The 19,461-nt window shown below is 71.7% G+C and carries 20 protein-coding genes and 1 tRNA gene; 6 read left to right on the top strand and 15 right to left on the bottom strand.

Features of this window, described 5'->3' with window-relative positions; genetic code table 11:
- The first annotated feature begins 3 nt into the window (after positions 1 to 3).
- Entirely contained in the window at positions 4 to 645 is a 642-nt protein-coding gene (locus ACFWNV_RS04815) for a disulfide bond formation protein B (RefSeq protein WP_383940520.1), read from the top strand.
- A gap of 114 nt (positions 646 to 759) precedes the next feature.
- The gene (locus tag ACFWNV_RS04810; RefSeq protein ID WP_383940517.1) at positions 760 to 1,434 is read left to right on the top strand and encodes an NADPH-dependent F420 reductase; all 675 of its coding nucleotides are present in this window, start codon (positions 760 to 762) and stop codon (positions 1,432 to 1,434) included.
- Here ACFWNV_RS04810 and ACFWNV_RS04805 read toward each other — a convergent pair.
- Positions 1,397 to 2,686 (bottom strand): MFS transporter, encoded by a 1,290-nt coding sequence (locus ACFWNV_RS04805; protein ID WP_383940514.1) that lies wholly within the window; start codon positions 2,684 to 2,686, stop codon positions 1,397 to 1,399. The two genes, ACFWNV_RS04810 and ACFWNV_RS04805, sit on opposite strands and share 38 nt — an antisense overlap.
- 145 nt (positions 2,687 to 2,831) lie before the next feature.
- On the bottom strand, positions 2,832 to 3,332 hold the full coding sequence (locus tag ACFWNV_RS04800; RefSeq protein WP_383940511.1) for a MarR family winged helix-turn-helix transcriptional regulator: 501 nt from the start codon (positions 3,330 to 3,332) through the stop codon (positions 2,832 to 2,834).
- 102 nt (positions 3,333 to 3,434) lie between these two features.
- On the opposite strand from ACFWNV_RS04800, the gene ACFWNV_RS04795 reads away from it, so the two are divergent.
- Entirely contained in the window at positions 3,435 to 4,277 is an 843-nt protein-coding gene (locus ACFWNV_RS04795) for an NAD(P)H-binding protein (protein ID WP_383940509.1), read from the top strand.
- On the opposite strand, the gene ACFWNV_RS04790 is transcribed toward ACFWNV_RS04795, so the two are convergent.
- The 5 genes from ACFWNV_RS04790 to ACFWNV_RS04770 all read right to left on the bottom strand — a co-directional run bounded on the left by ACFWNV_RS04790 (position 4,274) and on the right by ACFWNV_RS04770 (position 7,975).
- On the bottom strand, positions 4,274 to 5,050 hold the full coding sequence (locus tag ACFWNV_RS04790; protein WP_383940505.1) for a hypothetical protein: 777 nt from the start codon (positions 5,048 to 5,050) through the stop codon (positions 4,274 to 4,276). The genes ACFWNV_RS04795 and ACFWNV_RS04790 overlap by 4 nt on opposite strands.
- Positions 5,051 to 5,254: 204 nt before the next feature.
- Positions 5,255 to 5,327, bottom strand: a tRNA-His gene (locus ACFWNV_RS04785).
- A gap of 96 nt (positions 5,328 to 5,423) precedes the next feature.
- On the bottom strand, positions 5,424 to 6,026 hold the full coding sequence (gene orn, locus ACFWNV_RS04780; RefSeq protein WP_266877785.1) for an oligoribonuclease: 603 nt from the start codon (positions 6,024 to 6,026) through the stop codon (positions 5,424 to 5,426).
- An 82-nt stretch (positions 6,027 to 6,108) separates the two neighbouring features.
- Positions 6,109 to 7,278 carry a helix-turn-helix domain-containing protein gene (locus tag ACFWNV_RS04775; protein WP_383940501.1) on the bottom strand — a complete coding sequence of 390 codons (1,170 nt, stop codon included), beginning with the start codon at positions 7,276 to 7,278 and terminating at the stop codon, positions 6,109 to 6,111.
- 376 nt (positions 7,279 to 7,654) lie between these two features.
- Positions 7,655 to 7,975, bottom strand: coding sequence for a hypothetical protein (locus ACFWNV_RS04770; RefSeq protein WP_383940499.1), 321 nt, complete (start codon positions 7,973 to 7,975; stop codon positions 7,655 to 7,657).
- A gap of 473 nt (positions 7,976 to 8,448) precedes the next feature.
- On the opposite strand from ACFWNV_RS04770, the gene ACFWNV_RS04765 reads away from it, so the two are divergent.
- Both ACFWNV_RS04765 and ACFWNV_RS04760 read left to right on the top strand, forming a co-directional pair.
- Positions 8,449 to 8,979, top strand: coding sequence for a universal stress protein (locus ACFWNV_RS04765; protein ID WP_214951587.1), 531 nt, complete (start codon positions 8,449 to 8,451; stop codon positions 8,977 to 8,979).
- Between the two features lie 99 nt (positions 8,980 to 9,078).
- Entirely contained in the window at positions 9,079 to 9,645 is a 567-nt protein-coding gene (locus ACFWNV_RS04760) for an acetate uptake transporter (protein ID WP_383940496.1), read from the top strand.
- A gap of 85 nt (positions 9,646 to 9,730) precedes the next feature.
- On the opposite strand, the gene glmS is transcribed toward ACFWNV_RS04760, so the two are convergent.
- The 3 genes from glmS to ACFWNV_RS04745 form a co-directional block, all read right to left on the bottom strand.
- Positions 9,731 to 11,548, bottom strand: a complete 1,818-nt coding sequence (gene glmS, locus ACFWNV_RS04755; RefSeq protein ID WP_383940493.1) for a glutamine--fructose-6-phosphate transaminase (isomerizing) — start codon at positions 11,546 to 11,548, stop codon at positions 9,731 to 9,733.
- Between the two features lie 89 nt (positions 11,549 to 11,637).
- Positions 11,638 to 11,913, bottom strand: a complete 276-nt coding sequence (locus ACFWNV_RS04750; protein ID WP_383940490.1) for a hypothetical protein — start codon at positions 11,911 to 11,913, stop codon at positions 11,638 to 11,640.
- Between the two features lie 107 nt (positions 11,914 to 12,020).
- On the bottom strand, positions 12,021 to 12,956 hold the full coding sequence (locus ACFWNV_RS04745; RefSeq protein ID WP_383940487.1) for a DUF4429 domain-containing protein: 936 nt from the start codon (positions 12,954 to 12,956) through the stop codon (positions 12,021 to 12,023).
- A gap of 52 nt (positions 12,957 to 13,008) precedes the next feature.
- Here ACFWNV_RS04745 and ACFWNV_RS04740 point away from each other — a divergent pair, with 52 nt between their 5' ends.
- The gene (locus ACFWNV_RS04740; protein WP_383940484.1) at positions 13,009 to 14,613 is read left to right on the top strand and encodes a beta-N-acetylhexosaminidase; all 1,605 of its coding nucleotides are present in this window, start codon (positions 13,009 to 13,011) and stop codon (positions 14,611 to 14,613) included.
- A gap of 22 nt (positions 14,614 to 14,635) precedes the next feature.
- Here the strand turns inward: ACFWNV_RS04740 and ACFWNV_RS04735 are convergent, their stop codons facing one another.
- The 5 genes from ACFWNV_RS04735 to ACFWNV_RS04715 all read right to left on the bottom strand — a co-directional run.
- Positions 14,636 to 15,562, bottom strand: a complete 927-nt coding sequence (locus ACFWNV_RS04735) for a siderophore-interacting protein (protein WP_383940481.1) — start codon at positions 15,560 to 15,562, stop codon at positions 14,636 to 14,638.
- 139 nt (positions 15,563 to 15,701) lie between these two features.
- Positions 15,702 to 16,742 (bottom strand): ABC transporter substrate-binding protein, encoded by a 1,041-nt coding sequence (locus tag ACFWNV_RS04730; RefSeq protein ID WP_383940478.1) that lies wholly within the window; start codon positions 16,740 to 16,742, stop codon positions 15,702 to 15,704.
- A 127-nt stretch (positions 16,743 to 16,869) separates the two neighbouring features.
- Positions 16,870 to 18,030, bottom strand: coding sequence for an acyl-CoA dehydrogenase family protein (locus tag ACFWNV_RS04725; RefSeq protein ID WP_383940474.1), 1,161 nt, complete (start codon positions 18,028 to 18,030; stop codon positions 16,870 to 16,872).
- An 8-nt stretch (positions 18,031 to 18,038) separates the two neighbouring features.
- Complete coding sequence (locus tag ACFWNV_RS04720) at positions 18,039 to 18,971, bottom strand: hydroxymethylglutaryl-CoA lyase (RefSeq protein WP_383940471.1); 933 nt, start codon at positions 18,969 to 18,971, stop codon at positions 18,039 to 18,041.
- Positions 18,968 to 19,461, bottom strand: a 494-nt coding sequence (locus tag ACFWNV_RS04715) for an acetyl-CoA carboxylase biotin carboxyl carrier protein subunit (RefSeq protein ID WP_383940468.1), incomplete at its 5' end; no start/stop codon positions are given. The genes ACFWNV_RS04715 and ACFWNV_RS04720, both read right to left, overlap by 4 nt.

Raw genomic sequence — 19,461 nt, 5'->3', positions numbered from 1 at the left:
GCGATGTCCAGCCTCCTCCCGGAGGCGCCGCTGGAGGGCGGCCTGCTGGGCCGGGTCCAGTTCTGGTTCGCGTGCGCCTTCGCCATCGGCTGGACGGGGGTGGTGTGCGGCGGGCTCTTCTACCAGTTCGGGCTGGGGGAGTACCCCTGCCCGCTCTGCATGGTGCAGCGGATGTTCATGCTGCTGGCGGCCATGGGGGCGGCCCACATCGTGCGGACGGCGCTCTCGCGCGGGGCGGTCACCGGCCGCGACTACATGATGGGCTGGGGCCTGTCCCTGGTCGCCGTGACCGCCGGCTCGTTCGCCTCGTGGCGGCAGACGATGCTGCACGTCCTGCCGGGCGACAAGGGGTACGGGAGCGAGGTGTTCGGGCTGCACCTCTACGTCTGGGCGTGGATCCTCTTCCAGGCCTCGGTCGTCGCCGTGGGCATCGTGCTGGCCTTCGCCCACGCCACCGCGGACCGGCTCGTCCCGGCCGAGGACCCGGGACCGTACCGCACGGTGGGGATGGCCGCGCTGTGGTTCCTGGGGCTGGTGATCGCCGTGAACCTCGTGGCCGTCTTCCTGGAGGAGGGCTTCCACTGGTTCCTGCCGGACGAGCCGACGCGCTACCAGTTCTTCTACGACGTGGGGATCCTGGACTAGCTGAGGTTGGCGCGGAGTTGACGCCTCCCGCGCGGGAATCCGTACGACCTGCTTGAGTGGGTCCGCCCTTCTCCCCGTTCCTCCGTGTTCCTTCCGTATGCGATGGGAAGCGTCATGCGCTACGCAGTCCTCGGCACCGGGATCGTCGGCCGTACGGTGGCCGCCCGGTTGCTCTCCCTCGATCACGAGGTCGTCATCGGCACCCGGGACCCCGGGGCCACCCTCGACCGCACCGAATACGCCGCCTGGCAGCAGGCCCACCCGGCGGCCGGGCTGGCCCCCTTCGCGGAGGCGGCCCGGCTCGGCGAGGTGCTCGTCAACGCCACCGGCGGGCAGGTCAGCGTGGCGGCCCTGACCGAGGCCGACGCCGCGCACCTGGACGGCAAGATCCTGATCGACATCGCGAACCCGCTGGACTTCTCCCGCGGGTTCCCGCCCGGGCTCGACCCGGTGGACAGCGACAGCCTGGGCGAGCTGATCCAGCGGACGTTCCCGGGGCTGCGCGTGGTCAAGACGCTGAACACGATGAACTGCCAGGTCATGGTCGACCCGGCCAGGGTCCCCGGCGACCACACCGTCTTCCTCTCGGGTGAGGACGCCGAGGCCAAGAAGGCCGTACGGGAACTCCTGTACTCCTTCGACTGGCGCGAGCGCAGCGTCGTCGACCTGGGCGGCATCGAGACCGCGCGCGGCACGGAGATGCTGCTGCCCATCTGGCTCCGGCTGATGGGAACCCTCGGCCACACGGACTTCAACTTCCACATTCAGGGCGCGAACCGGACGGCGTAGGGCTGAGCATCCGGTCGGCCGCCGCCCACGCCAGTACCGCTGACGCCGCCGCGGCCGCGCAGGAGACGGCGAAGGCCGCCCGGTACCCGTAGGCCGCGGCGAGCGGACCGGAGACCGCGGCGGCCAGCGCCTGGCCGATGATCAGACCGCTGCCGGCCAGGGTCATGGCCTCGCCCATCCGCCGGGCGGGTCCGGCCCGTTCCACGAGGCCGAACAGCGCGATCAGGTGCGGGGCGACGGCCAGCCCGATGCCGGCGACCGCGAAGGCCGCGCCCCACAGGCCGGAGACGGCGAGCAGCGGAAGCGTCAGCAGTGCCTGGGCGGCGATGGTCCTGCGCAGCCGGACGGTCAGGGCGGCCGTTCCGGGCCGGGCCACGGTCACGAAGCCGGCCACCGAGCTGGTCACCGCCATGGCGGCCCACACGAGCCCGGCGGCCCCGGGGGAGCCGACCGCCACGGCGAGCGCGTTGACCCCGGTGTTGGCCCCGCTCCACGCGGCGCCCTGCAGGACGGCCACCACGAACAGCAGCGCCAGCGCCGGAGACCACAGCCGTACGTCGCCCCGCGCGCCGGTGCCCGGCCGCGTTGGCCCGGGCGCCGTGGGATGCAGGGCGAAGAGCGTCCCGAACACCAGGCCCAGGGCGGCTGCGAGGAGCAGCGCCGACGCGGGGTGGACGGTCACCGCGAGGATCCCGGCCAGCGTGGGCCCCACCATGAAGCCGACCTCGTCGAGGGTGGTGTCGAAGGAGAGCGCGGCCCCGACCAGGGCCTTGTCCTCCCCGGCCAGCCGCGCCCACCGGGCCCGGGCCAGCGGCCCGACCTGCGCCGACGTGAGGCCGGCGGCGACGGCGAGCGCGAGGCGGGCGGCGAGCGGCAGCCCGCCGAGCACGGCGGCGACGAGGGCGAGGAGCACGGCGGCGTTCGCGGCGCAGGCGACCAGCAGCACGGGCCGGTGGCCGCGCCGGTCGGCGAGCCGGCCGATGACCGGACCCCCAAGGGCCTGGCCGAGCCAGAGGGCGGCGGCGATGGTCCCGGCGGCGCCGATGCCGTCGCGTTCGTTGATGAGCAGCAGCGTCCCGATGGGGCACAGGGCGGCGGGGAGGCGGGCGAGGAACCCGTGGACGGGGAGGGCGCGGCCGCCCAGGGCGAAGACCCCGCGGAAGCCTGCGGGGGCGGGGGTGGGGGCGGGGGTGGGGGCGGGTGTGGGTCCGGCTGCGGGCACGGGTGTGGACTTGGGGGACTGCGTGGGCATGGACAACCTCCAGCCGCACGCCGACCCTCCCGTTTCTCCGGCGCGCGCCGTTGCCCGTTGGGCGGGAGGCTAGCGCCGGAGCGGCCGCTTGGGTAGGGCCTGTCCGGGGCCGGGGCCGGGGCCGGGGCCGGGGTCGCCGGTCGTGTCAGTCACCCTCCGCCGAGTTCAGCCGCTTGGCCTGGGCGCGGCCGACTTCGGCGGCGCGGTGCAGGTAGTCGGCGATGACGGCGAGTTCGGCGTCGGAGTAGCTCGCCAGGACGGCGCCGAAGGCGCGGCCCGGGGTGTCCCACGCGGCGCCGATCCGGTCGCGGGCGGAGGGGGAGAGGGCGACGAGGGAGCGGCGGCGGTCGTTCGGGTCGGCGTGCCGCTCGACGATGCCGGCCTTGACCATGCGGTCCACCAGGCGGGTGGCGGAGCCGGAGGTCAGACCGGTGAGACGGGCGATGTCACCGGTGCTGACCGGCTCGGGCTCCATGTCGAGGAGGGCGACGCACTGCATGTCGGTGGGGTGCAGGCCCACGTGGTCGGCCATGGCCTGGTTGAAGAGCGAGTAGTCGGCGTAATGCCGCTGGCTCTCGGTGACGATGCGCGCGAGCAGTTCGGCGCGGGTCCACTCATCACTCGAACGAGCGTAATCCGTTGACATCGGCTTCTCCGTGGTCCAAATTTATCTGTGTGACGCAGAGGTTGCGTCACACAGAATCTGCGTCACGTATTCAGTCTAGAGCAGGAAGAACAGGAATCCGCCATGTCGAACACGTCCAAGGTCCCGCAGGTCCTCGTCACCGGTGGCCGCGGCTCCGTCGCCCGGGGCCTCTCGTCCCTCCTCGCCGCCCACGGAGTCCCCCACCGCCTCGCATCCCGCGAGCCGGACACACCCGGCACCGTTCACTGCGATCTCACCGATCCCGCGACCTTCCCCGAAGCCCTCGCCGGTGTCCGCTCCGTCTTCCTCTACGCCGAGGCCGCCGCCATCGAGGACTTCGTACACGAAGCCGTCAGCGCCGGCGTCGAAGACGTCGTCCTCCTGTCCTCCTCCTCGGTCCTGGCCCCCGACGCCGCCGACAGCCCCCTCGCCGCCTCCCACCTCGCGGTGGAGCAGGCCCTCCTCGCCTCCCCGCTGCGCACGACCCTGCTGCGCCCCGGATCCTTCGCCAGCAATGCCCTCGGCTGGGCCTGGGCGATGAAATCGGGCCACCCGGTCCGCCTGCCGTACCCGGGTGCGTACAGCGATCCGGTCCACGAGACCGACCTCGCCGAAGCCGCCTACGCGGTCCTCACCGACCCCTCGCTCGGGGGACGCGCGTACACCCTGACCGGACCGCGGACACTGACCTTCGCCGCACAGCTGGCGATACTGGGCGAGGCCCTCGGCCGGCCCATACCCTTCGAGCCCGTCTCGCGCGAGCAGTGGAAGTCCGAGGCCGCCGGCTACATACCGGCCCCGTACGCGGAAGCCCTGCTCGACTTCTGGTCCGCCTCGGACGGCCTCCCGGTCCCCCTCACCGAAGACCTGGAGCACCTCACCGGCCACACCCCGCGCCCCTTCGAAACCTGGTCCACGGACCACGCGGACGCCTTCCGGATCTAGGGGGTCTCCTTCGGATCCTGCCGATCGGGCCGTTCGCTCCGCGGAGCGCGTCGCGCGGTCGAGCGCCATGGGCGTCCCCACTTCCAGGCCAGGGCGAGGAAGCCCGCCGGCATGCAGGCCTGAAACCAGACAGGGGCGCCTGCGAATGCGCCGACCAGCGCGGCCAGTGGGATGAGGCTGAGCACGCCCGCCAAGACCCAGCCGGCAACGCTCACCGACCTGGTGCGGCCGGCCGCGTAGTCCCCGGGGTGGCGCAGCAGCCACCAGACGAACCACAGGCCGAAGGCGCCGACAGTCGTGAGGAGCAGGCTCAGGGCGATGGGATACAGGTAGTCGCCCGTGGGGTCGGCCGGAGTCGCCTGGCTCACTCCCCTCCCGGTTACGGAGGTGATGCGTCCCCGCCAGACGGTGGCCGTGACGGGGTCGCCCCGGTGCAGGCGGACGAGCAGGGGGGAGTCGCCGCTGAAGCGCACGGTCAGGGGGGAGGCGGATCCGGAGGCGAGGCGGGCCTCGTACTGCGCGCCGCGACCGTCGAAGATCTTCGTGTTGAGCACGGTATGCGGGACCAGCCGCAGGCAGTTCTTGTCCTCAGGGCGCGCCATGGCCGGGCAGGGCAAGGCCGAAGAGTAGGCGCGTTCCTTCGCCAGGGTGGCGGGGACCGAACTGGCCACGAGGGCGGCCAGAGCCAGGCAGGCCAGCCCGCCCGGCAGGAACAAGGCGGCCAAGAGGTGGGGCCGCGGCCGGCGGTGCGGAGTGGTGCGGGCGAAGCGCATGGATCCTCCCCGTGGCGGGCCGGGGCTCCCGGCGCGCCGGAACGCACGCTACGCAGCTCTGGAGGCGGAAGGACCTGTGGTGGTCGGCAGTCTCCGCACCTCGCCACATGCCGGAGCCCGGCATCGGGAGCGGTTCGTCGGGTCCTTGCCCGGGGAACGACAAAGGGCCCCGGTCCGCTTTCGCGGAACGGGGCCCTTTCGCAGGGTGAGTGACGGGACTTGAACCCGCGGCCACCTGGACCACAACCAGGTGCTCTACCAACTGAGCTACACCCACCATGTCCGGTCGGAAAACCGACCGGCCGAAGAAAAGCGTACAGGGTCCGGGAGGGTGCTCGCTCCCTCCTTTCCCCGGACCCCTCTCCGGTGGGTGCTAGGCGCCGGGGACCACGTGCTTGGCGGCGATGGTGCGCGCCGTGTCCGAGTCCGGACCGGGCTGCGGTACGAAGACGGCCTCCCGGTAGTAGCGCAGCTCGGCGATGGACTCCTTGATGTCCGCGAGCGCCCGGTGGTTGCCGTTCTTCGGGGGGCTGTTGAAGTAGGCGCGGGGGTACCAGCGGCGGGCCAGCTCCTTGATCGAGGACACGTCCACGATCCGGTAGTGCAGGTAGCCCTCCAGCGCGGCCATGTCGCGCAGCAGGAAGCCGCGGTCGGTGCCGACCGTGTTTCCGCAGAGCGGTGCCTTGCGGGGTTCCTTCACGTGTTCCCGTACGTAGGCCAGGACCTGTGCCTCCGCGTCCGCGAGGGTGGTCCCGCCGGCCAGCTCGTCGAGCAGGCCGGACGACGTGTGCATCTCGCGCACCACGTCGGGCATGGTTTCCAGGGCCGCGTCCGGCGGGCGGATCACAATGTCCACGCCTTCGCCGAGCACGTTGAGCTCCGAGTCGGTGACCAGTGCGGCCACCTCGATAAGTGCGTCGTCCGTCAACGAGAGCCCGGTCATCTCGCAGTCGATCCACACCATGCGATCGTTCATGCGCCCCACCTTATGCGGAAGGTCCCCCGCATCGGTGACCACCGAGGTGACCACTGATGCGGGGGACCTTCCGAGGACCTCGTTACGCGTGCTCGCGCAGCACCCGGCCCGGGGCGTACAGCTCCGTCACCGTGGGACCGGACGCGGCCAGTGCCGCGGCGGCCCGCTGCGGCTGCGGAGTGCGCTGGTGCGGAACCGGCGACTCCGACAGCTGAGCCACCTGGACCACGTCCGCCTGCGGGCGGCGGGCCCGGTAGGCGGAGCGGTAGGCGGCCGGGGAGGACCCCAGCTGGCGGCGGAAGTGACCGCGCAGGGCGACCGGCGAGCGGAACCCGCAGCGTCCGGCGACCTCGTCGACCGAGTAGTCGGAGGTCTCCAGCAGCCGCTGCGCCTGAAGCACCCGCTGGGTGATCAGCCACTGCAGCGGCGCGCTGCCGGTGAGCGAGCGGAACCGCCGGTCGAAGGTGCGCCTGCTCATGTAGGCGCGCGCCGCCAGCGTCTCCACGTCGAACTGCTCGTGGAGGTGTTCCAGTGCCCAGGCGACGACCTCGGCCAGCGGGTCGGCGCCGATCTCCTCCGGCAGCGACCGGTCGAGGTAGCGCTCCTGGCCGCCCGTACGGCGCGGCGGCACGACGAGCCTGCGGGCCAGTGCCCCGGCCGCCTCGCTGCCGTGGTCCGTGCGCACGATGTGCAGGCACAGGTCGATTCCGGCCGCGGTGCCCGCGGACGTCAGCACGTCGCCGTCGTCGACGAACAGCTCGCGCGGATCGACGTGGACGGACGGGTAGCGCTTGGCCAGCGTCGGCGCGTACATCCAGTGCGTCGTCGCGGGCCGGCCGTCCAGCAGACCGGCGGCGGCGAGCACGAATGCCCCCGTGCACAGTCCGACGATCCGGGCCCCCTCCTCGTGCGCCAGACGCAGCGCGTCGAGCGCCTCCGGCGGCGGCGGTGAGGTGATGGAACGCCACGCGGGAACGACGACCGTGCCTGCCCGGGCGATCGCCTCCAACCCGTATGGCGCGGTCAGTTCGAGTCCGCCGGTGGTCCTCAGCGGACCGTCCTCACCGGCGCACACGAGCAGTCGGTAGCGTGGAACTCCCGCGTCCTGCCGGTCAATGCCGAACACGGAAAGTGGAATGGAGCTCTCGAAGATCGGTCCGCCGCTGAAGAGCAGCACCGCGACGATCTCCCTGCGGCGACGCCCCGCGAGCTTCCTGCCGTCAACGACGACGGCGGTGGAATCCTGGCTCATGGCGCTAAGCCCCCCTTGGGTGTCGCGACTCCTTGGTCTGGTCGCACCTGCACGTATCCCCTCGGCCTTGCACGTGGCTCCCCCGCCGTAAATACATGATCGAATCTACTGCGTCCCGTGGTGTCGGCGTGACAAGTTCAGCACGCAGCGCTATGTCGACTTGGCAACTTGGCGAAAAGCATTCGATCAGGAAGCGTTCCACTCCGCTACCCGGGTGGAAAGCGCACTGTCCGGCCATGGCCAGTACTCGTAGGGTCAAAGTGGCCTTGTGACGCCGTGGTCGCTGATGGTGAGGGGGTTGGGGGGACATTCCGGCAAGGGGGGTGACCTGCCGGGAAGTTGGCTGAAAACATGCGGGTGTGGATGTGCGAATCGGTCAGTCGTGAGAGGACATCCCGCCGGAAACCTGACATCCGCGCTGGCTTCCGGCCCCGGCGCGCGAGTGCCGGCCCCGGTGCGCGGGCGTCAATCGGTCCTCCGCGGGTACCCGGGCGGCATTCCGCTCCGTCTGCTCGGACTGGCGCAGCAGCACCCGGCAGGCAGCCGTGACGGCCGCCAGGCCGAGGGTGGCCACGGCGGCCCCGCCGAAGGAGGTCCCGTAGACGACGAGGACCACGGGGACGAGCAGGCAGCTGAAGGCGGCCCAGCGCACCACGTCACCCGCGGGGTCCTCGTGGGGCCGCCGGGCGGCCTGCACGGACGAGTGAAGAGGAGGGGGCGGCATGTGGACGGACTGCGTCGGCTGAGCGGGCGACTGAGCGGGCTGGACGGGGTGAACCGGATGACCGGGCACGGCGTGCTCCCTGCGGGCTCCCTGGACGGTCGGACTCGTGTCCAACGGCGGGCGGCGCGGCTCGGTCACTGCGCGCACGGGTGGCACCCACCCGATGGGGTGTACCTCGTCACTGGCTGTAGGGGGCAGCGGACATTGCCAAGGAGGCGTGGCTGCGGCATGCTCCCTGGGACGCTCTCCAAGGGCGGCATGACCTGTGCAGCACGGGAGTGTCGCCGTACCCTGGTGGGTATGGGCTTGGGAAGATGCTTCCCGGACAGAGCTCGGTCACACTGAGTTGTCATTTTCTGGAATCGTCCCGATTGAATCGTCGCTTCCGCCTACTGGCGCCCCGTCCGCTTGTCCCTTCCCCTGAGGACCTCTTCGCCGAGACACCCATGGCCGGTCACGAATTCTCCGAACCCGCGGACCGCAAGCGCAAACGCCTCGCCGATCCAGAATCGGCCGACCTGCGCGCGGTGGAACAACCACGTCATCCCTGCGACCCGGCCTTCCGGCACGGGGTCGTGGTGGGCTTCGACGGCTCCACGTCCAGCGAGCGCGCCCTCGCGTACGCGATCGGCATGGCCCGTCGCTCCGGCTCCGGTCTGATCATCGTCCACGTCGCGAACCGGCTGCCCACCACCGTGTGGGCCGGCTGCGAGCCGCCGGTCTTCGTCGACGTGCCGGACCACCGCACCGAGGTGCTGGGGCTGGAGCTGGCCTGCGCGGACTACCTGTCCGAGGTTCCGTGGATCCTCGTCGAGCGGGGCGGGGACATCTGCCACGAGCTGGAGGAGGTCGGCCGGGAGTACTCGGCGGACGCCATCGTGGTCGGCTCCACGCACGGGATCGTCGGCCGGATCTTCGGATCGGTGGCGGGCCGGCTGGCGAAGCGGGCGCAGCGACCGGTCGTTGTCATCCCGTAACCGGCTGTATGTCGATTGTGCGGTTGTGCACCCCCATGTAAGGGGTAGATAAATGCTGCTGGGACGCAGCAAACAACTGCAGATCGAAGGGAGCCCGCCGTGGACAATGGTGTCTCTGCGGGAAGCACGGCCTCGACTTCGACCCTCGGGCACATCGCCCTGGGTCTCACCCTTCTCGCGTTCGGTATCGGATACACCGGCATCATCGACGGTGTGACCGTGGCCAACTCCGTGTCGCTCGCGACGTTCCTCGGCGGACTCGCCCTGTTCGTCGTCGGAGTCATGGAGTACCGGGGCGGCAACGGCTTCAACGGCACCGCGTTCGCGGGCATCGGAGCCTTCTGGTTCATCTGGGCCAACGGCGCCGACGGAAAGGTTTCGGCGAACGCGGCCGGACTGTTCCTCGTCCTGTTCGCCATGCTGGCACTGACGTTGACCGCCTCGGCCTCGCGCGGGCTGTTCGGCCAGGGCGTGTACGGCCTGTTCACCCTCTCCCTGCTGCTCCTGGCGATAGGCACCTTCGCCGAGAACGACGGGCTGGCCAAGGCGGCCGGCTGGGTGGCGGCGCTCGCCGGACTGCTGGCCTGGTACGGGGCCACGGCGGCGCTGGCGAGCTGGCCGATGGCGTACAACAAGCGTTCGCGCGGCGCGGTCGCCGCGAGCTGACGCAGCACGCTCCACACGAAAAGGCCCCCGGTGGATCCCCGGGGGCCTTCCTCGTGTGTGCCGTGTGCCGTGTGCGACCTACGACCTACTCGACCGTGACGGACTTCGCCAGGTTGCGCGGCTTGTCGATGTCCCGGCCCATGGCCAGGGCGGTGTGGTACGCCAGCAGCTGCAGCGGGATGCCCATCAGGATCGGGTCCAGCTCGTCCTCGTTCTTGGGCACGAGGATCGTGTGGTCGGCCTTCTCCTGCTTGGTGTGGGCGACCGCCAGGATCCGGCCGCTGCGGGCCTTGATCTCCTCCAGCGCCGCGCGGTTCTTCTCCAGCAGGTCGTCGTCCGGGACGATCGCCACCGTCGGCAGGGAGGGCTCGATGAGGGCGAGCGGACCGTGCTTGAGCTCGGAGGCCGGGTAGGCCTCGGCGTGGATGTAGGAGATCTCCTTGAGCTTCAGGGAGGCCTCCAGGGCCACCGGGTAGCCCCGGACGCGGCCGATGAACATCATCGACTTGGCCTCGGCGTACTCCGCGGCCAGCTTCTTGATGTCCTCTTCGCCGTCCAGGATCTCCTGGATCTGCGCGGGCAGCTTGCGCAGGCCGTCGATGATCCGCTTGCCGTCGGTGACGGACAGGTCGCGGATGCGGCCCAGGTGCACGGCGAGCAGCGCGAAGGCCACGACCGTGTTGGTGAAGCACTTGGTGGAGACGACGCAGACCTCGGGGCCGGCGTGCACGTACACGCCGCCGTCGGCGGCGCGGGCGATCGCGGAGCCGACCACGTTGACCACGCCGAGGACGCGGGCGCCCTTGCGCTTGAGCTCCTGCACGGCCGCGAGCACGTCGTACGTCTCACCGGACTGGGAGACCGCGATGTAGAGGGTGTCGGGGTCCACGACCGGGTTGCGGTAGCGGAACTCCGAGGCCGGCTCGGCGTCGGCGGGGATGCGGGCCAGGCTCTCGATGAGGCCCGCACCGATCATGCCGGCGTGGTACGAGGTGCCGCAGCCCAGGATCTTGACGCGGCGGATGCCGCGCGCCTCGCGCGGGTCCAGGTTCAGGCCGCCGAGGTGGACGGTGCTGAAGCGGTCGTCGATCCGGCCGCGCAGGACGCGGTCGACCGCGTCGGCCTGCTCGGAGATCTCCTTGTGCATGTACGTGTCGTGGCCGCCCATGTCGTAGGAGGCGGCCTCCCACTCCACGGTCTCGGGCGTGGCGGTGGTCGTCGTACCGGAGGTGGTGTAGGTCCGGAAGTCGTCGGCCTTCAGGGTGGCCATCTCGCCGTCGTCGAGGGTGACGATCTGGCGGGTGTGGGAGACGAGCGCGGCGATGTCCGAGGCGACGAACATCTCCTTCTCGCCGATGCCGAGGACGACCGGGGAGCCGTTGCGGGCCACGACGATGCGGTCGGCGAAGTCGGCGTGCATGACGGCGATGCCGTACGTGCCCTCGACTACCTTGAGCGCCTCGCGGACCTTCTCCTCCAGGGTGTCGGCCTGGGCGCGGGCGATGAGGTGGACGAGCACCTCGGTGTCGGTCTCCGAGAGGAAGACGACCCCGTCGGCCTCCAGCTTGGCGCGCAGCTCGGAGGCGTTGTCGACGATGCCGTTGTGGACGACGGCGACCTTGTTGTCGGCGTCCAGGTGCGGGTGGGAGTTGAGGTCGCTCGGGGCGCCGTGGGTGGCCCAGCGGGTGTGGGCGATGCCGGTGGTGCCGGCGAAGCGCTTGGGGACCCGGGACTCCAGCTCGCGCACGCGGCCCTTGGCCTTGACGACCTTCAGGGCGGCGGCCTTCGGGCTGTTGACGACGATGCCCGCGGAGTCGTATCCGCGGTACTCCAGTCGCTGCAGCCCCTCCAGCAGCAGCGGTGCCACGTCACGCTTGCCGATGTAACCCACGATTCCGCACATAAGGTCTTTCCCCTCCTGAAGTTCCGTTGTTCCTGCCGCTGCCCCTGCAGCGTCCCGGCGCGCGGCCGGGGGTGGTGCTCAGTCGTTGCTCAGCCGTAGACGATGCGGCGCAGCTGCCGGAGCGACAGCTCCGGCGGTGCGACCGCGCGGTGCGGCAGTTCGCCTGCGATCCGCTCGAAGATGTCCGCGTTGACCGCGCCCCCGGACTGGAGCTCACGGTGGCGCCGGCGGACGAACTCCTCGGTGCTCTCGTCGAAGTACGCGAGGACGTCGAGCACCACTCGGGCGGCTTCGCCCCGCTGGAGCGAGGTGCTGCGCACCAAGTGGTCGACGAGGTCCTCGTGCGACGGGCTGCGGTCGGGCATCCGTTGATATTGGCGGTAGGAGCCGGAGAACGCAAAAATCCTGCCCGGAATCGGGCAGGATCGCGCTGGTCTGGACCAGTGGAGGGGTGAATTCCGGTCCGCGATGCTTAGAAACGACCCAAAATCGCCGCTTTCGCCGTCGTGAACTCCTCGGCCGTGAGGATCCCCGCCTGATGGAGCTCTCCCAGCTCGCGCAGCCGGCGCAGCAGGGCGTCGTGGTCCTCCACCGGGGCGGCGGCCGGGGCCGGAGCGAGGGCCGGAGCGAGGGCCGGAGCGGGCCCCGGCTCGGCTCCCGGCCGGGTACCGGCCGCCCCGGACGGGAGCTCCGGCGAGGAAACGGGCGCCGTCGGGTGCGGCATGCGCACCGCGACCGCCGCCGCGACCAGCGCCATCAGGGGGTCCTTCTTGAAGCCGAACAGCTCCACCGTGTACGGGTCGTACTTCGGCGCCGCGCTCTGGCCGGCGCCGGCCAGGGCGAAGCGGATCCATCCGTTGTCCAGCCCCCGCGACGGGGCCCACTCCACCGACCGCAGGTCCGCGACCCTGAACTCCCGGGGGCCGCCGGAGCGCTTCGCCTCCTCCGTCGTCCAGTTCCACTCCAGGGACACCCGGTCCCCGTCGAAGGCCACCGTCCCGTCGCCCGCGCCGACCGTGATCGGCACCGGCGGACCCGGCAGGAGGAAGGAACCGGCGGGCCCGGCATCCACCTGGTCCAGCAGCAGGGCGTTGCGCACCTCGTCCACGAAGTACTCCGCCACCCCGCCGCGGTCCGGCTCCACGGTCAGCCGGTACGGATCCGAGGCCTCCGGCAGCCGGCCGCCCGTCACCTGGAGCAGCGGGTCGGCGCCGTCACGCAGCCGCAGGCGCAGCCGGCCCAGCTTGCGCCCCGGTTCGTAGGAGATACCGGCCAGCGCGCGCAGCGGGACGAGCACCTCGCCCAGCGTCTGGCGCAGCAGGCCCACCCCCTTGTCGCGGCCCGGCACGATGCGCACCGCGTCCCCGTCGAAGGTCCATGTGCCGTCCTTCTGGATGATTTCCGCCATCCTTGGATTCTTGCATCGGCCCCACGGGCCCGGTTGGCCTATACCTATGCGCATGAGAGTTCCGCGACGCGTCCTCGCCGCCCTCCTCGTCCTCGCCGCCGTCCCCGCGGCCGCCTCCTGCAGCAGCGCCGCCAGGGGGGACGACGCCCGGCCGGGCGACGAGCCGCCCGTCGCGCTCGCGCCCTACCAGCGCCTCCTGCCCGCGCCCGTCTCCGCCCGGGCCGCAGGCCCGGGGTACGCCTTCGGCCCGGGCACCGTCATCCGTACCGGCCTGACCGGCGACGAGGAGGTCCGCAAGGTCGGCGAACTCCTCGCCGAGCAGCTGCGCGGCCCCAGCGGGCTGCCGCTGCCCGTGGTCGACGGAGCGGAGGGCGACGGGATCCGGCTGCGGATCGACGAGGCCACCGAGGACGCGGCGGACGCGGCGGGGGAGGAGGGCTACCGGCTGGAGTCCGGGCCCGGCGGGGTCACCCTCACCGCCCGCACGCCCGCGGGCCTCTTCCACGCCGGCCAGACGCTGCGCCAGCTCCTGCCCGTGTCCGGCCCGGGGACGGTGCCGGGCGGCACGGTCACCGACGCGCCCCGCTTCGCGTACCGCGGGGCGATGGTGGACGTGGCCCGCCACTTCTTCACGGTGGAGCAGGTCAAGAGGTACGTCGACCAGCTCGCGCAGTACAAGGTCAACACCCTGCACCTGCACCTGACCGACGACCAGGGCTGGCGCATCGCGATCGACTCCTGGCCCAGGCTCGCCGAGCACGGGGGCGCGAGCGAGGTCGGCGGCGGCCCCGGCGGGCACTGGACGAAGGACGAGTACCGGGACCTGGTGGCGTACGCCTCGGAGCGGTACGTGGACGTGGTCCCGGAGATCGACATGCCCGGCCACGTCAACGCCGCGCAGGCCGCCTACGCGGAGCTGAACTGCGACGGCAAGGCCCGCGAGCACTACACCGGGATCAAGGTCGGCTTCAGCTCGCTGTGCGTGGGCAAGGAGCGGACCTACGAGTTCATCGACCAGGTGCTGGGAGAGCTCGCGGAACTGACCCCCGGCAAGTACCTGCACATCGGCGGCGACGAGGCGCACTCCACGCCCGCGGCGGACTACGCGGCCTTCATGGACCGGGCGCAGGCGGTCGTGGCGAAGCACGGCAAGAAGGTGGTGGCCTGGCACCAGCTCGCGACGGCCCGCCCGGCCCCCGGCGCGGTCCTCCAGTACTGGGGCCACGACCGCACGGCGGCGGCCGAGAAGGCCGCGGTGACCGCGGCGGCCAAGGCGGGCAGCCCGGTGATCCTGTCCCCGGCGGACCGGCTCTACCTGGACATGAAGTACGACAAGGAGACGAAGCCGGGACTGGCCTGGGCCGGGTACGTACCGGTGCGCCGCGCCTACGACTGGGACCCCGGGACCTACCTGACGGGACTCCCGGAGTCCGCGGTCCTCGGCGTCGAGGCCCCGCTGTGGACGGAGACCATCGCCACGCGCGGCGACTGGGAGCTGATGGCCTTCCCCCGCGTCCTGGGCCTCGCGGAACTGGGCTGGTCCCCGGCGGCCACCCACGACTGGACCGCGTACCGCCTGCGCCTGGCAGCCCAGGCCCCGCGCCTCGACGCCCAGGACATCGGCTACTTCCGCGCACCGGACGTGCCGTGGCAGTAGGGCCGGACCCGGCGGCGTACCGCTAGAGCGCCGCCGTCGGGGTTTCGTCCGGCGCCCGGCCCGCGTAGGCCTCGGCCAGGAGGTCTTCCTCTGTGGCGCCGAGGCGCCAGTAGCCGGTGAAGCGGACCGTGCGGCGGTCCAGGGCGCAGTCCTGGACGAAGTGTCTGCGGACCGCGCGGACCGTTGCGGACTCGCCGGCGATCCAGGCGTACGGGGCTGCGGTGGCGGGCCGTTCGGCGGTGCGGAGGGCGTCCAGGACCCGGTCGGTGCGTTCGTGGCCGGCGCCGGGGTCCCGTACGACCCAGGTGATGTCCGCGCCGGCGGGCGTCGGGAGGTACAGGCGGTCCTCCTCGTGCGGGACCTCGAACCAGGCCCTGACCGGGGTGCCCGCGGGGAGCCGGTCCAGGATCGCGGCGGCCGCGGGCAGGGCGGTCTCGTCGGCGTAGAGGAGGACCGAGTCGGTGGCGGCGGGGGGCTGGAAGCGGACGGACTTGTTCTCCGCGACGGCCGGGCCGATGGCCATGATCCGGCGGCCGGTGACCGCGCGGCCCGCCCAGGCGGAGGCGGGGGAGGAGGCGCCGTGCAGGACGAAGTCGATGTCCACCTCGTCCACGCCGCCGGGGGTCCGGCGCTGTTCGCGGACCGTGTACGAGCGCATCACCGGGCGCTCCTCGTCCGGCATGCCGCGCCAGTCCGCGAACCAGGTGTCCTCGCCCGTGGAGGGCAGCGCCGTGTGCTCGCGGCCGGTGGGCGGCAGGAAGAGGGACAGGCTCTGGTCGTAGCCGCCCGAGCGGAAGTCCGCCAGGGACGGGCCGCCGAAGGTGATCCGGAGGAAGGAGCGGCCGAGGCGGCGCGTGCGGAGCACTTCCAGTGCGAAGAACCGGAAGTGGGGGGTGTCATCGGCGATTTCGGCGGCTTCGGGTGCGGCGTCCGGGGCGGTGGCGGTCATGCGGTCCCCCTGGGAGTCGGGTCGGTGGCGGGCCGGGCGGCCGGTACGGCAGCGGGGCGCTGCGGGCCGGTGGTGGTGCGCCGGATGCGACAGAAGGCCCCGGCGCCTGGGTGAGGTGCCGGGGCCGGGCGGTCAGGGGTCAACTGACCTTCTTGGCGTTCTGGATGGCCTTGGTGAGCTCTTCGACGATCTGCGCGCACTTCTCGTAGGAGTAGATCGGCTCGGTCACGCGCGGGGTGATCTGACCGGCCTTGACGGCCGGCATCTCGGCCCAGGTCGGCTTGGCCTTCAGCTCCTCCGGCTGAAGGGTGCCGGTGCGGTTGTCGAGGAGGACCACGTCCGCCCGGTACTTGCCGGCGTTCTCCCAGCTGAGGCTCTCGAAGAAGCCGCCCTCGACCTTGTCCGGGACGATGAACTCGACGCCGAGCGACTGGAAGTACTTCAGGTCGGCGGCGGTGGCCGGGGTGGAGACGTAGAAGAGGTCGGCGGCGCCGGAACCGACGAGCACCTTGATGCCGGGGTTCGCCTTGGTGGCCTCGCGGAGCTTCGCGGAGGCAGCCTCGAAGCGGGCCTTGGCGTCGACGGTCTTCTTGTCGTTCAGGTCGGCGCCCAGGGACTTCGCGAGGTCCGCGGTGCGGGCCAGGGCCCTGTCCATCGTGGCGTCGCCGCCCACGCCGATCGCGGCGGCCGGGGCCAGCTTCAGGATCTTGTCCTTGGAGGCTTCCGGCAGGTACCAGTAGCTGTCCTTCTCCCAGGTGTTGGTCACCAGGAGGTCGGGCTGCAGGGCGGCGTACTTCTCGACGTTGAACTCGTCGTAGACGTTGCCGAGGATCTCGACCTTGGAGATGTCCATCGAGCCGGCCTGCACGTCGGCCTTGCCGTCGGCGGTCTTCGTCGGGCCGAACACGCCCTTGACGCCGATCCCGTAGTCGTGGAGCGCGGCGGCGGTGCCGGTGAAGGCGACGATGTTCTTCGGCGTGGACTTGGCGGTGACGGCCTTGCCCATGTCGTCCTTGAAGCTCCAGGCCCCCGAGGCCGCGCTCCCCGTGCCCTTGCCGTCCGAACCGTCCTTCGCGGAGTCGCTGCCACCGCAGGCGGTGAGCGCGGCCACCAGGCCGAGGGCGCCGCCTGCCGCGATCAGGCCGCGGCGGGTGAGGAGGGAGGACCGGGACTTGGGCATGGAGATGTCCACTTTCGTGCGTACTGGGTGGCTCGGGCGTTCGATAGGAAGGTTAGCCTAACCTTTCCTGAGACGGTAAAGGGCCCTCCTCGCGGAGGGCCCCGTACCGCACCTGCTGCCGCCGCCGTCAGGCGGAAAGCCCCAGCTCACGGGCGATCAGCATGCGCTGCACCTCGCTCGTGCCCTCGCCGATCTCCAGGATCTTCGAGTCGCGCCACATGCGGGCCACCGGGTACTCGTTCATGAACCCGTACCCGCCGTGGATCTGCGTGGCGTCGCGCGCGTTGTCGACCGCCACCGTCGAGGAGTACAGCTTCGCGATGGCCGCCTCCTTCTTGAAGGGCTCCCCGGCCACGAGCCGGGAGGCCGCGTCGCGCCAGCCGATCCGGGCCATGTGGGCGCGCATCTCCATGTCCGCCAGCTTGAACTGAATGGCCTGGTTGTCGCCGATCGCCTTGCCGAAGGCGTGCCGCTCCTTGGCGTACTTCACCGACTCGTCCACGCAGCCCTGCGCCAGGCCCGTCGCGAGCGCGGAGATGGCCACGCGGCCCTCGTCGAGGATCCGCAGGAACTGGGCGTAGCCGCGGCCCTCCGCGCCGACCAGGTTGGCGAGGGGGACCCGTACGCCGTCGAAGGACAGCTCGCGGGTGTCCGAGGAGTTCCAGCCGACCTTGGAGTAGGGGGCGGCCACCGTGAAGCCGGGGGTGCCCGACGGGACGATGATCGAGGAGATCTCGGGGCGGCCGTCCGCCTTGCGGCCCGTCACGGCGGTGACCGTGACCAGACCGGTGATGTCCGTACCGGAGTTGGTGATGAAGCACTTCGAGCCGTTGATCACCCACTCGTCGCCGTCGCGGACGGCGGTCGTACGGGTGCCACCCGCGTCGGAGCCCGCCCCCGGCTCGGTCAGGCCGAAGGCGCCGAGGATCTCGCCGGAGCACATCCGCGGCAGCCACTGCTGCTTCTGCTCCTCGGTGCCGAACAGGTAGAGCGGCATCGCGCCCAGCGAGACGCCGGCCTCCAGGGTGATGGCGACCGAGGAGTCGACGCGGGCCAGCTCCTCCAGGGCGATGCCGAGGGCGAGGTAGTCGCCGCCCATGCCGCCGTACTCCTCCGGGAAGGGCAGGCCGAACAGGCCCATGCGGCCCATCTCGCGGACGATCTCGTACGGGAACTCGTGCCGCTCGTACAGATCGCCGATCTTGGGCGCCACCACGTCGTGCGCGAACGCCTCTACGGTGCGGCGGAGTTCCTCGTGCTCGGGGGTGAGCCGGTGGTCGAGGGCCATGGTCTTCGTTACTCCTTGTGGGAGAGGGCGCGGACGGTACGGGAGGGGCTCGGGCGCCCCAGCTGCTCGGCCATCCACACGCTCGTGGCGGTGAGGGCGGCCAGATCGACCCCGGTCTCGATGCCGAGGCCGTCGAGCATCCAGACGAGGTCCTCGGTCGCGAGATTGCCGGTGGCGCTCTTGGCGTACGGGCATCCGCCGAGGCCGCCCGCGGAGGCGTCGACGGTGGTCACGCCGTGCTGGAGCGCGGCGAGGGTGTTGGACAGGGCCTGGCCGTAGGTGTCGTGGAAGTGCACGCCGAGCCGGTCGGTGCCGACGCCCGCCTCGTTGAGCGAGGAGAGGAGGGTCTGCACGTGCCCCGGGGTGGCGACGCCGATGGTGTCGCCGAGGCTCAGCTCGTCACAGCCGAGGTCGAGGAGGGCCTTGGCGACGCCGACCACCTGGTGGACCGGGACCGGGCCCTCCCAGGGGTCGCCGAAGCACATGGAGAGGTAGCCGCGGACGTGCGCCCCGTGCTCCTTGGCGCGTGCCACGACCGGCTCGAACATGGCCAGGGACCCTGCGACGGTGCGGTTGAGGTTGCGGGAGGCGAAGGTCTCGGTGGCGGAGCCGAACACGGCGATCCGGGTGGCCCCGAGCGCGAGCGCGCGGTCGAGGCCGCGGTCGTTGGGGACCAGGACCGGCAGCGCGGCCTTCACGTCGGCGAGGAGCGGGAACAGCTCGTCGGCGTCGGCCAGCTGGGGGACCCACCCGGGGTGCACGAAGCTGGTCGCCTCGATGGTGGTGAGCCCGGCGGCGGCCAGCCGGTGCACGAACTCGGCCTTCACGTCGGTCGGGACGGCCGTCTTCTCGTTCTGCAGCCCGTCGCGCGCGCCCACCTCGTGGATCCGGACCCGGGCCGGGAGGCCCTCGTCCGCGAAGCTCATCGGAAGCCCGTTCATGCGTCCTTCTCCTCCTCGTCCGGGGTGACCACGGCCAGGACCTGGTCCATGGCGACCGTGGTGCCCGGCGTGACGTCGAGTTCGGTGACGGTGCCGGCGTGCGGGGCGGAGATGACGTGCTCCATCTTCATGGCCTCGACGACGAGCAGGCTCTGGCCGGCGGCCACCTCGTCGCCGACGGCGACCTTGACGACGGTGACGGTGCCGGGCATCGGGGCCGCGAGGGTGTTGGCGCCGCCGCGGCCCGCGCCGCGGAGGTTGGCCTCGACCGGGTCGTGTGCCTGTACGTGCCAGGAGTCGCCGTCGCGGCCGAGCCAGGTCCCCTCCGGGGAGGTGGCGTGGCTGAAGCGGTGGGTGACCCCGTCGAGTTCCACCGTGAGGTGGGTGGGGCTGAGCGCAACGATCCGGCCCCGGGCCGGGGTGGGGGGGGGGGGGGGGGTGGTGGGCTCGGCGCGCCCGCGCGCACGGCGGCCGGGTGCGGTGGGGAGGG

This window comes from Streptomyces sp. NPDC058401 (assembly GCF_042722885.1).
Taxonomy (GTDB): Bacteria; Actinomycetota; Actinomycetes; order Streptomycetales; family Streptomycetaceae; genus Streptomyces.
The sequence above is the reverse complement of the archived record's forward strand: the minus strand, read 5'-3'. Positions and strand labels throughout refer to the sequence as shown.

Excerpts from the sequence above, each read along its gene's own strand:
- ACFWNV_RS04720 (WP_383940471.1), bottom strand. The coding sequence starts at position 18,971 with ATGAACGGGCTTCCGATGAGCTTCGCGGACGAGGGCCTCCCGGCCCGG.
- ACFWNV_RS04800 (WP_383940511.1), bottom strand. The coding sequence starts at position 3,332 with ATGTCAACGGATTACGCTCGTTCGAGTGATGAGTGGACCCGCGCCGAA.
- glmS (WP_383940493.1), bottom strand. The coding sequence starts at position 11,548 with ATGTGCGGAATCGTGGGTTACATCGGCAAGCGTGACGTGGCACCGCTG.
- ACFWNV_RS04815 (WP_383940520.1), top strand. The coding sequence starts at position 4 with ATGTCCAGCCTCCTCCCGGAGGCGCCGCTGGAGGGCGGCCTGCTGGGC.
- ACFWNV_RS04805 (WP_383940514.1), bottom strand. The coding sequence starts at position 2,686 with ATGCCCACGCAGTCCCCCAAGTCCACACCCGTGCCCGCAGCCGGACCC.
- ACFWNV_RS04810 (WP_383940517.1), top strand. The coding sequence starts at position 760 with ATGCGCTACGCAGTCCTCGGCACCGGGATCGTCGGCCGTACGGTGGCC.
- ACFWNV_RS04730 (WP_383940478.1), bottom strand. The coding sequence starts at position 16,742 with ATGCCCAAGTCCCGGTCCTCCCTCCTCACCCGCCGCGGCCTGATCGCG.
- orn (WP_266877785.1), bottom strand. The coding sequence starts at position 6,026 with ATGAACGATCGCATGGTGTGGATCGACTGCGAGATGACCGGGCTCTCG.
- ACFWNV_RS04795 (WP_383940509.1), top strand. The coding sequence starts at position 3,435 with ATGTCGAACACGTCCAAGGTCCCGCAGGTCCTCGTCACCGGTGGCCGC.
- ACFWNV_RS04750 (WP_383940490.1), bottom strand. The coding sequence starts at position 11,913 with ATGCCCGACCGCAGCCCGTCGCACGAGGACCTCGTCGACCACTTGGTG.
- ACFWNV_RS04745 (WP_383940487.1), bottom strand. The coding sequence starts at position 12,956 with ATGGCGGAAATCATCCAGAAGGACGGCACATGGACCTTCGACGGGGAC.
- ACFWNV_RS04740 (WP_383940484.1), top strand. The coding sequence starts at position 13,009 with ATGAGAGTTCCGCGACGCGTCCTCGCCGCCCTCCTCGTCCTCGCCGCC.
- ACFWNV_RS04775 (WP_383940501.1), bottom strand. The coding sequence starts at position 7,278 with ATGAGCCAGGATTCCACCGCCGTCGTCGTTGACGGCAGGAAGCTCGCG.
- ACFWNV_RS04765 (WP_214951587.1), top strand. The coding sequence starts at position 8,449 with ATGGCCGGTCACGAATTCTCCGAACCCGCGGACCGCAAGCGCAAACGC.
- ACFWNV_RS04790 (WP_383940505.1), bottom strand. The coding sequence starts at position 5,050 with ATGCGCTTCGCCCGCACCACTCCGCACCGCCGGCCGCGGCCCCACCTC.
- ACFWNV_RS04725 (WP_383940474.1), bottom strand. The coding sequence starts at position 18,030 with ATGGCCCTCGACCACCGGCTCACCCCCGAGCACGAGGAACTCCGCCGC.
- ACFWNV_RS04735 (WP_383940481.1), bottom strand. The coding sequence starts at position 15,562 with ATGACCGCCACCGCCCCGGACGCCGCACCCGAAGCCGCCGAAATCGCC.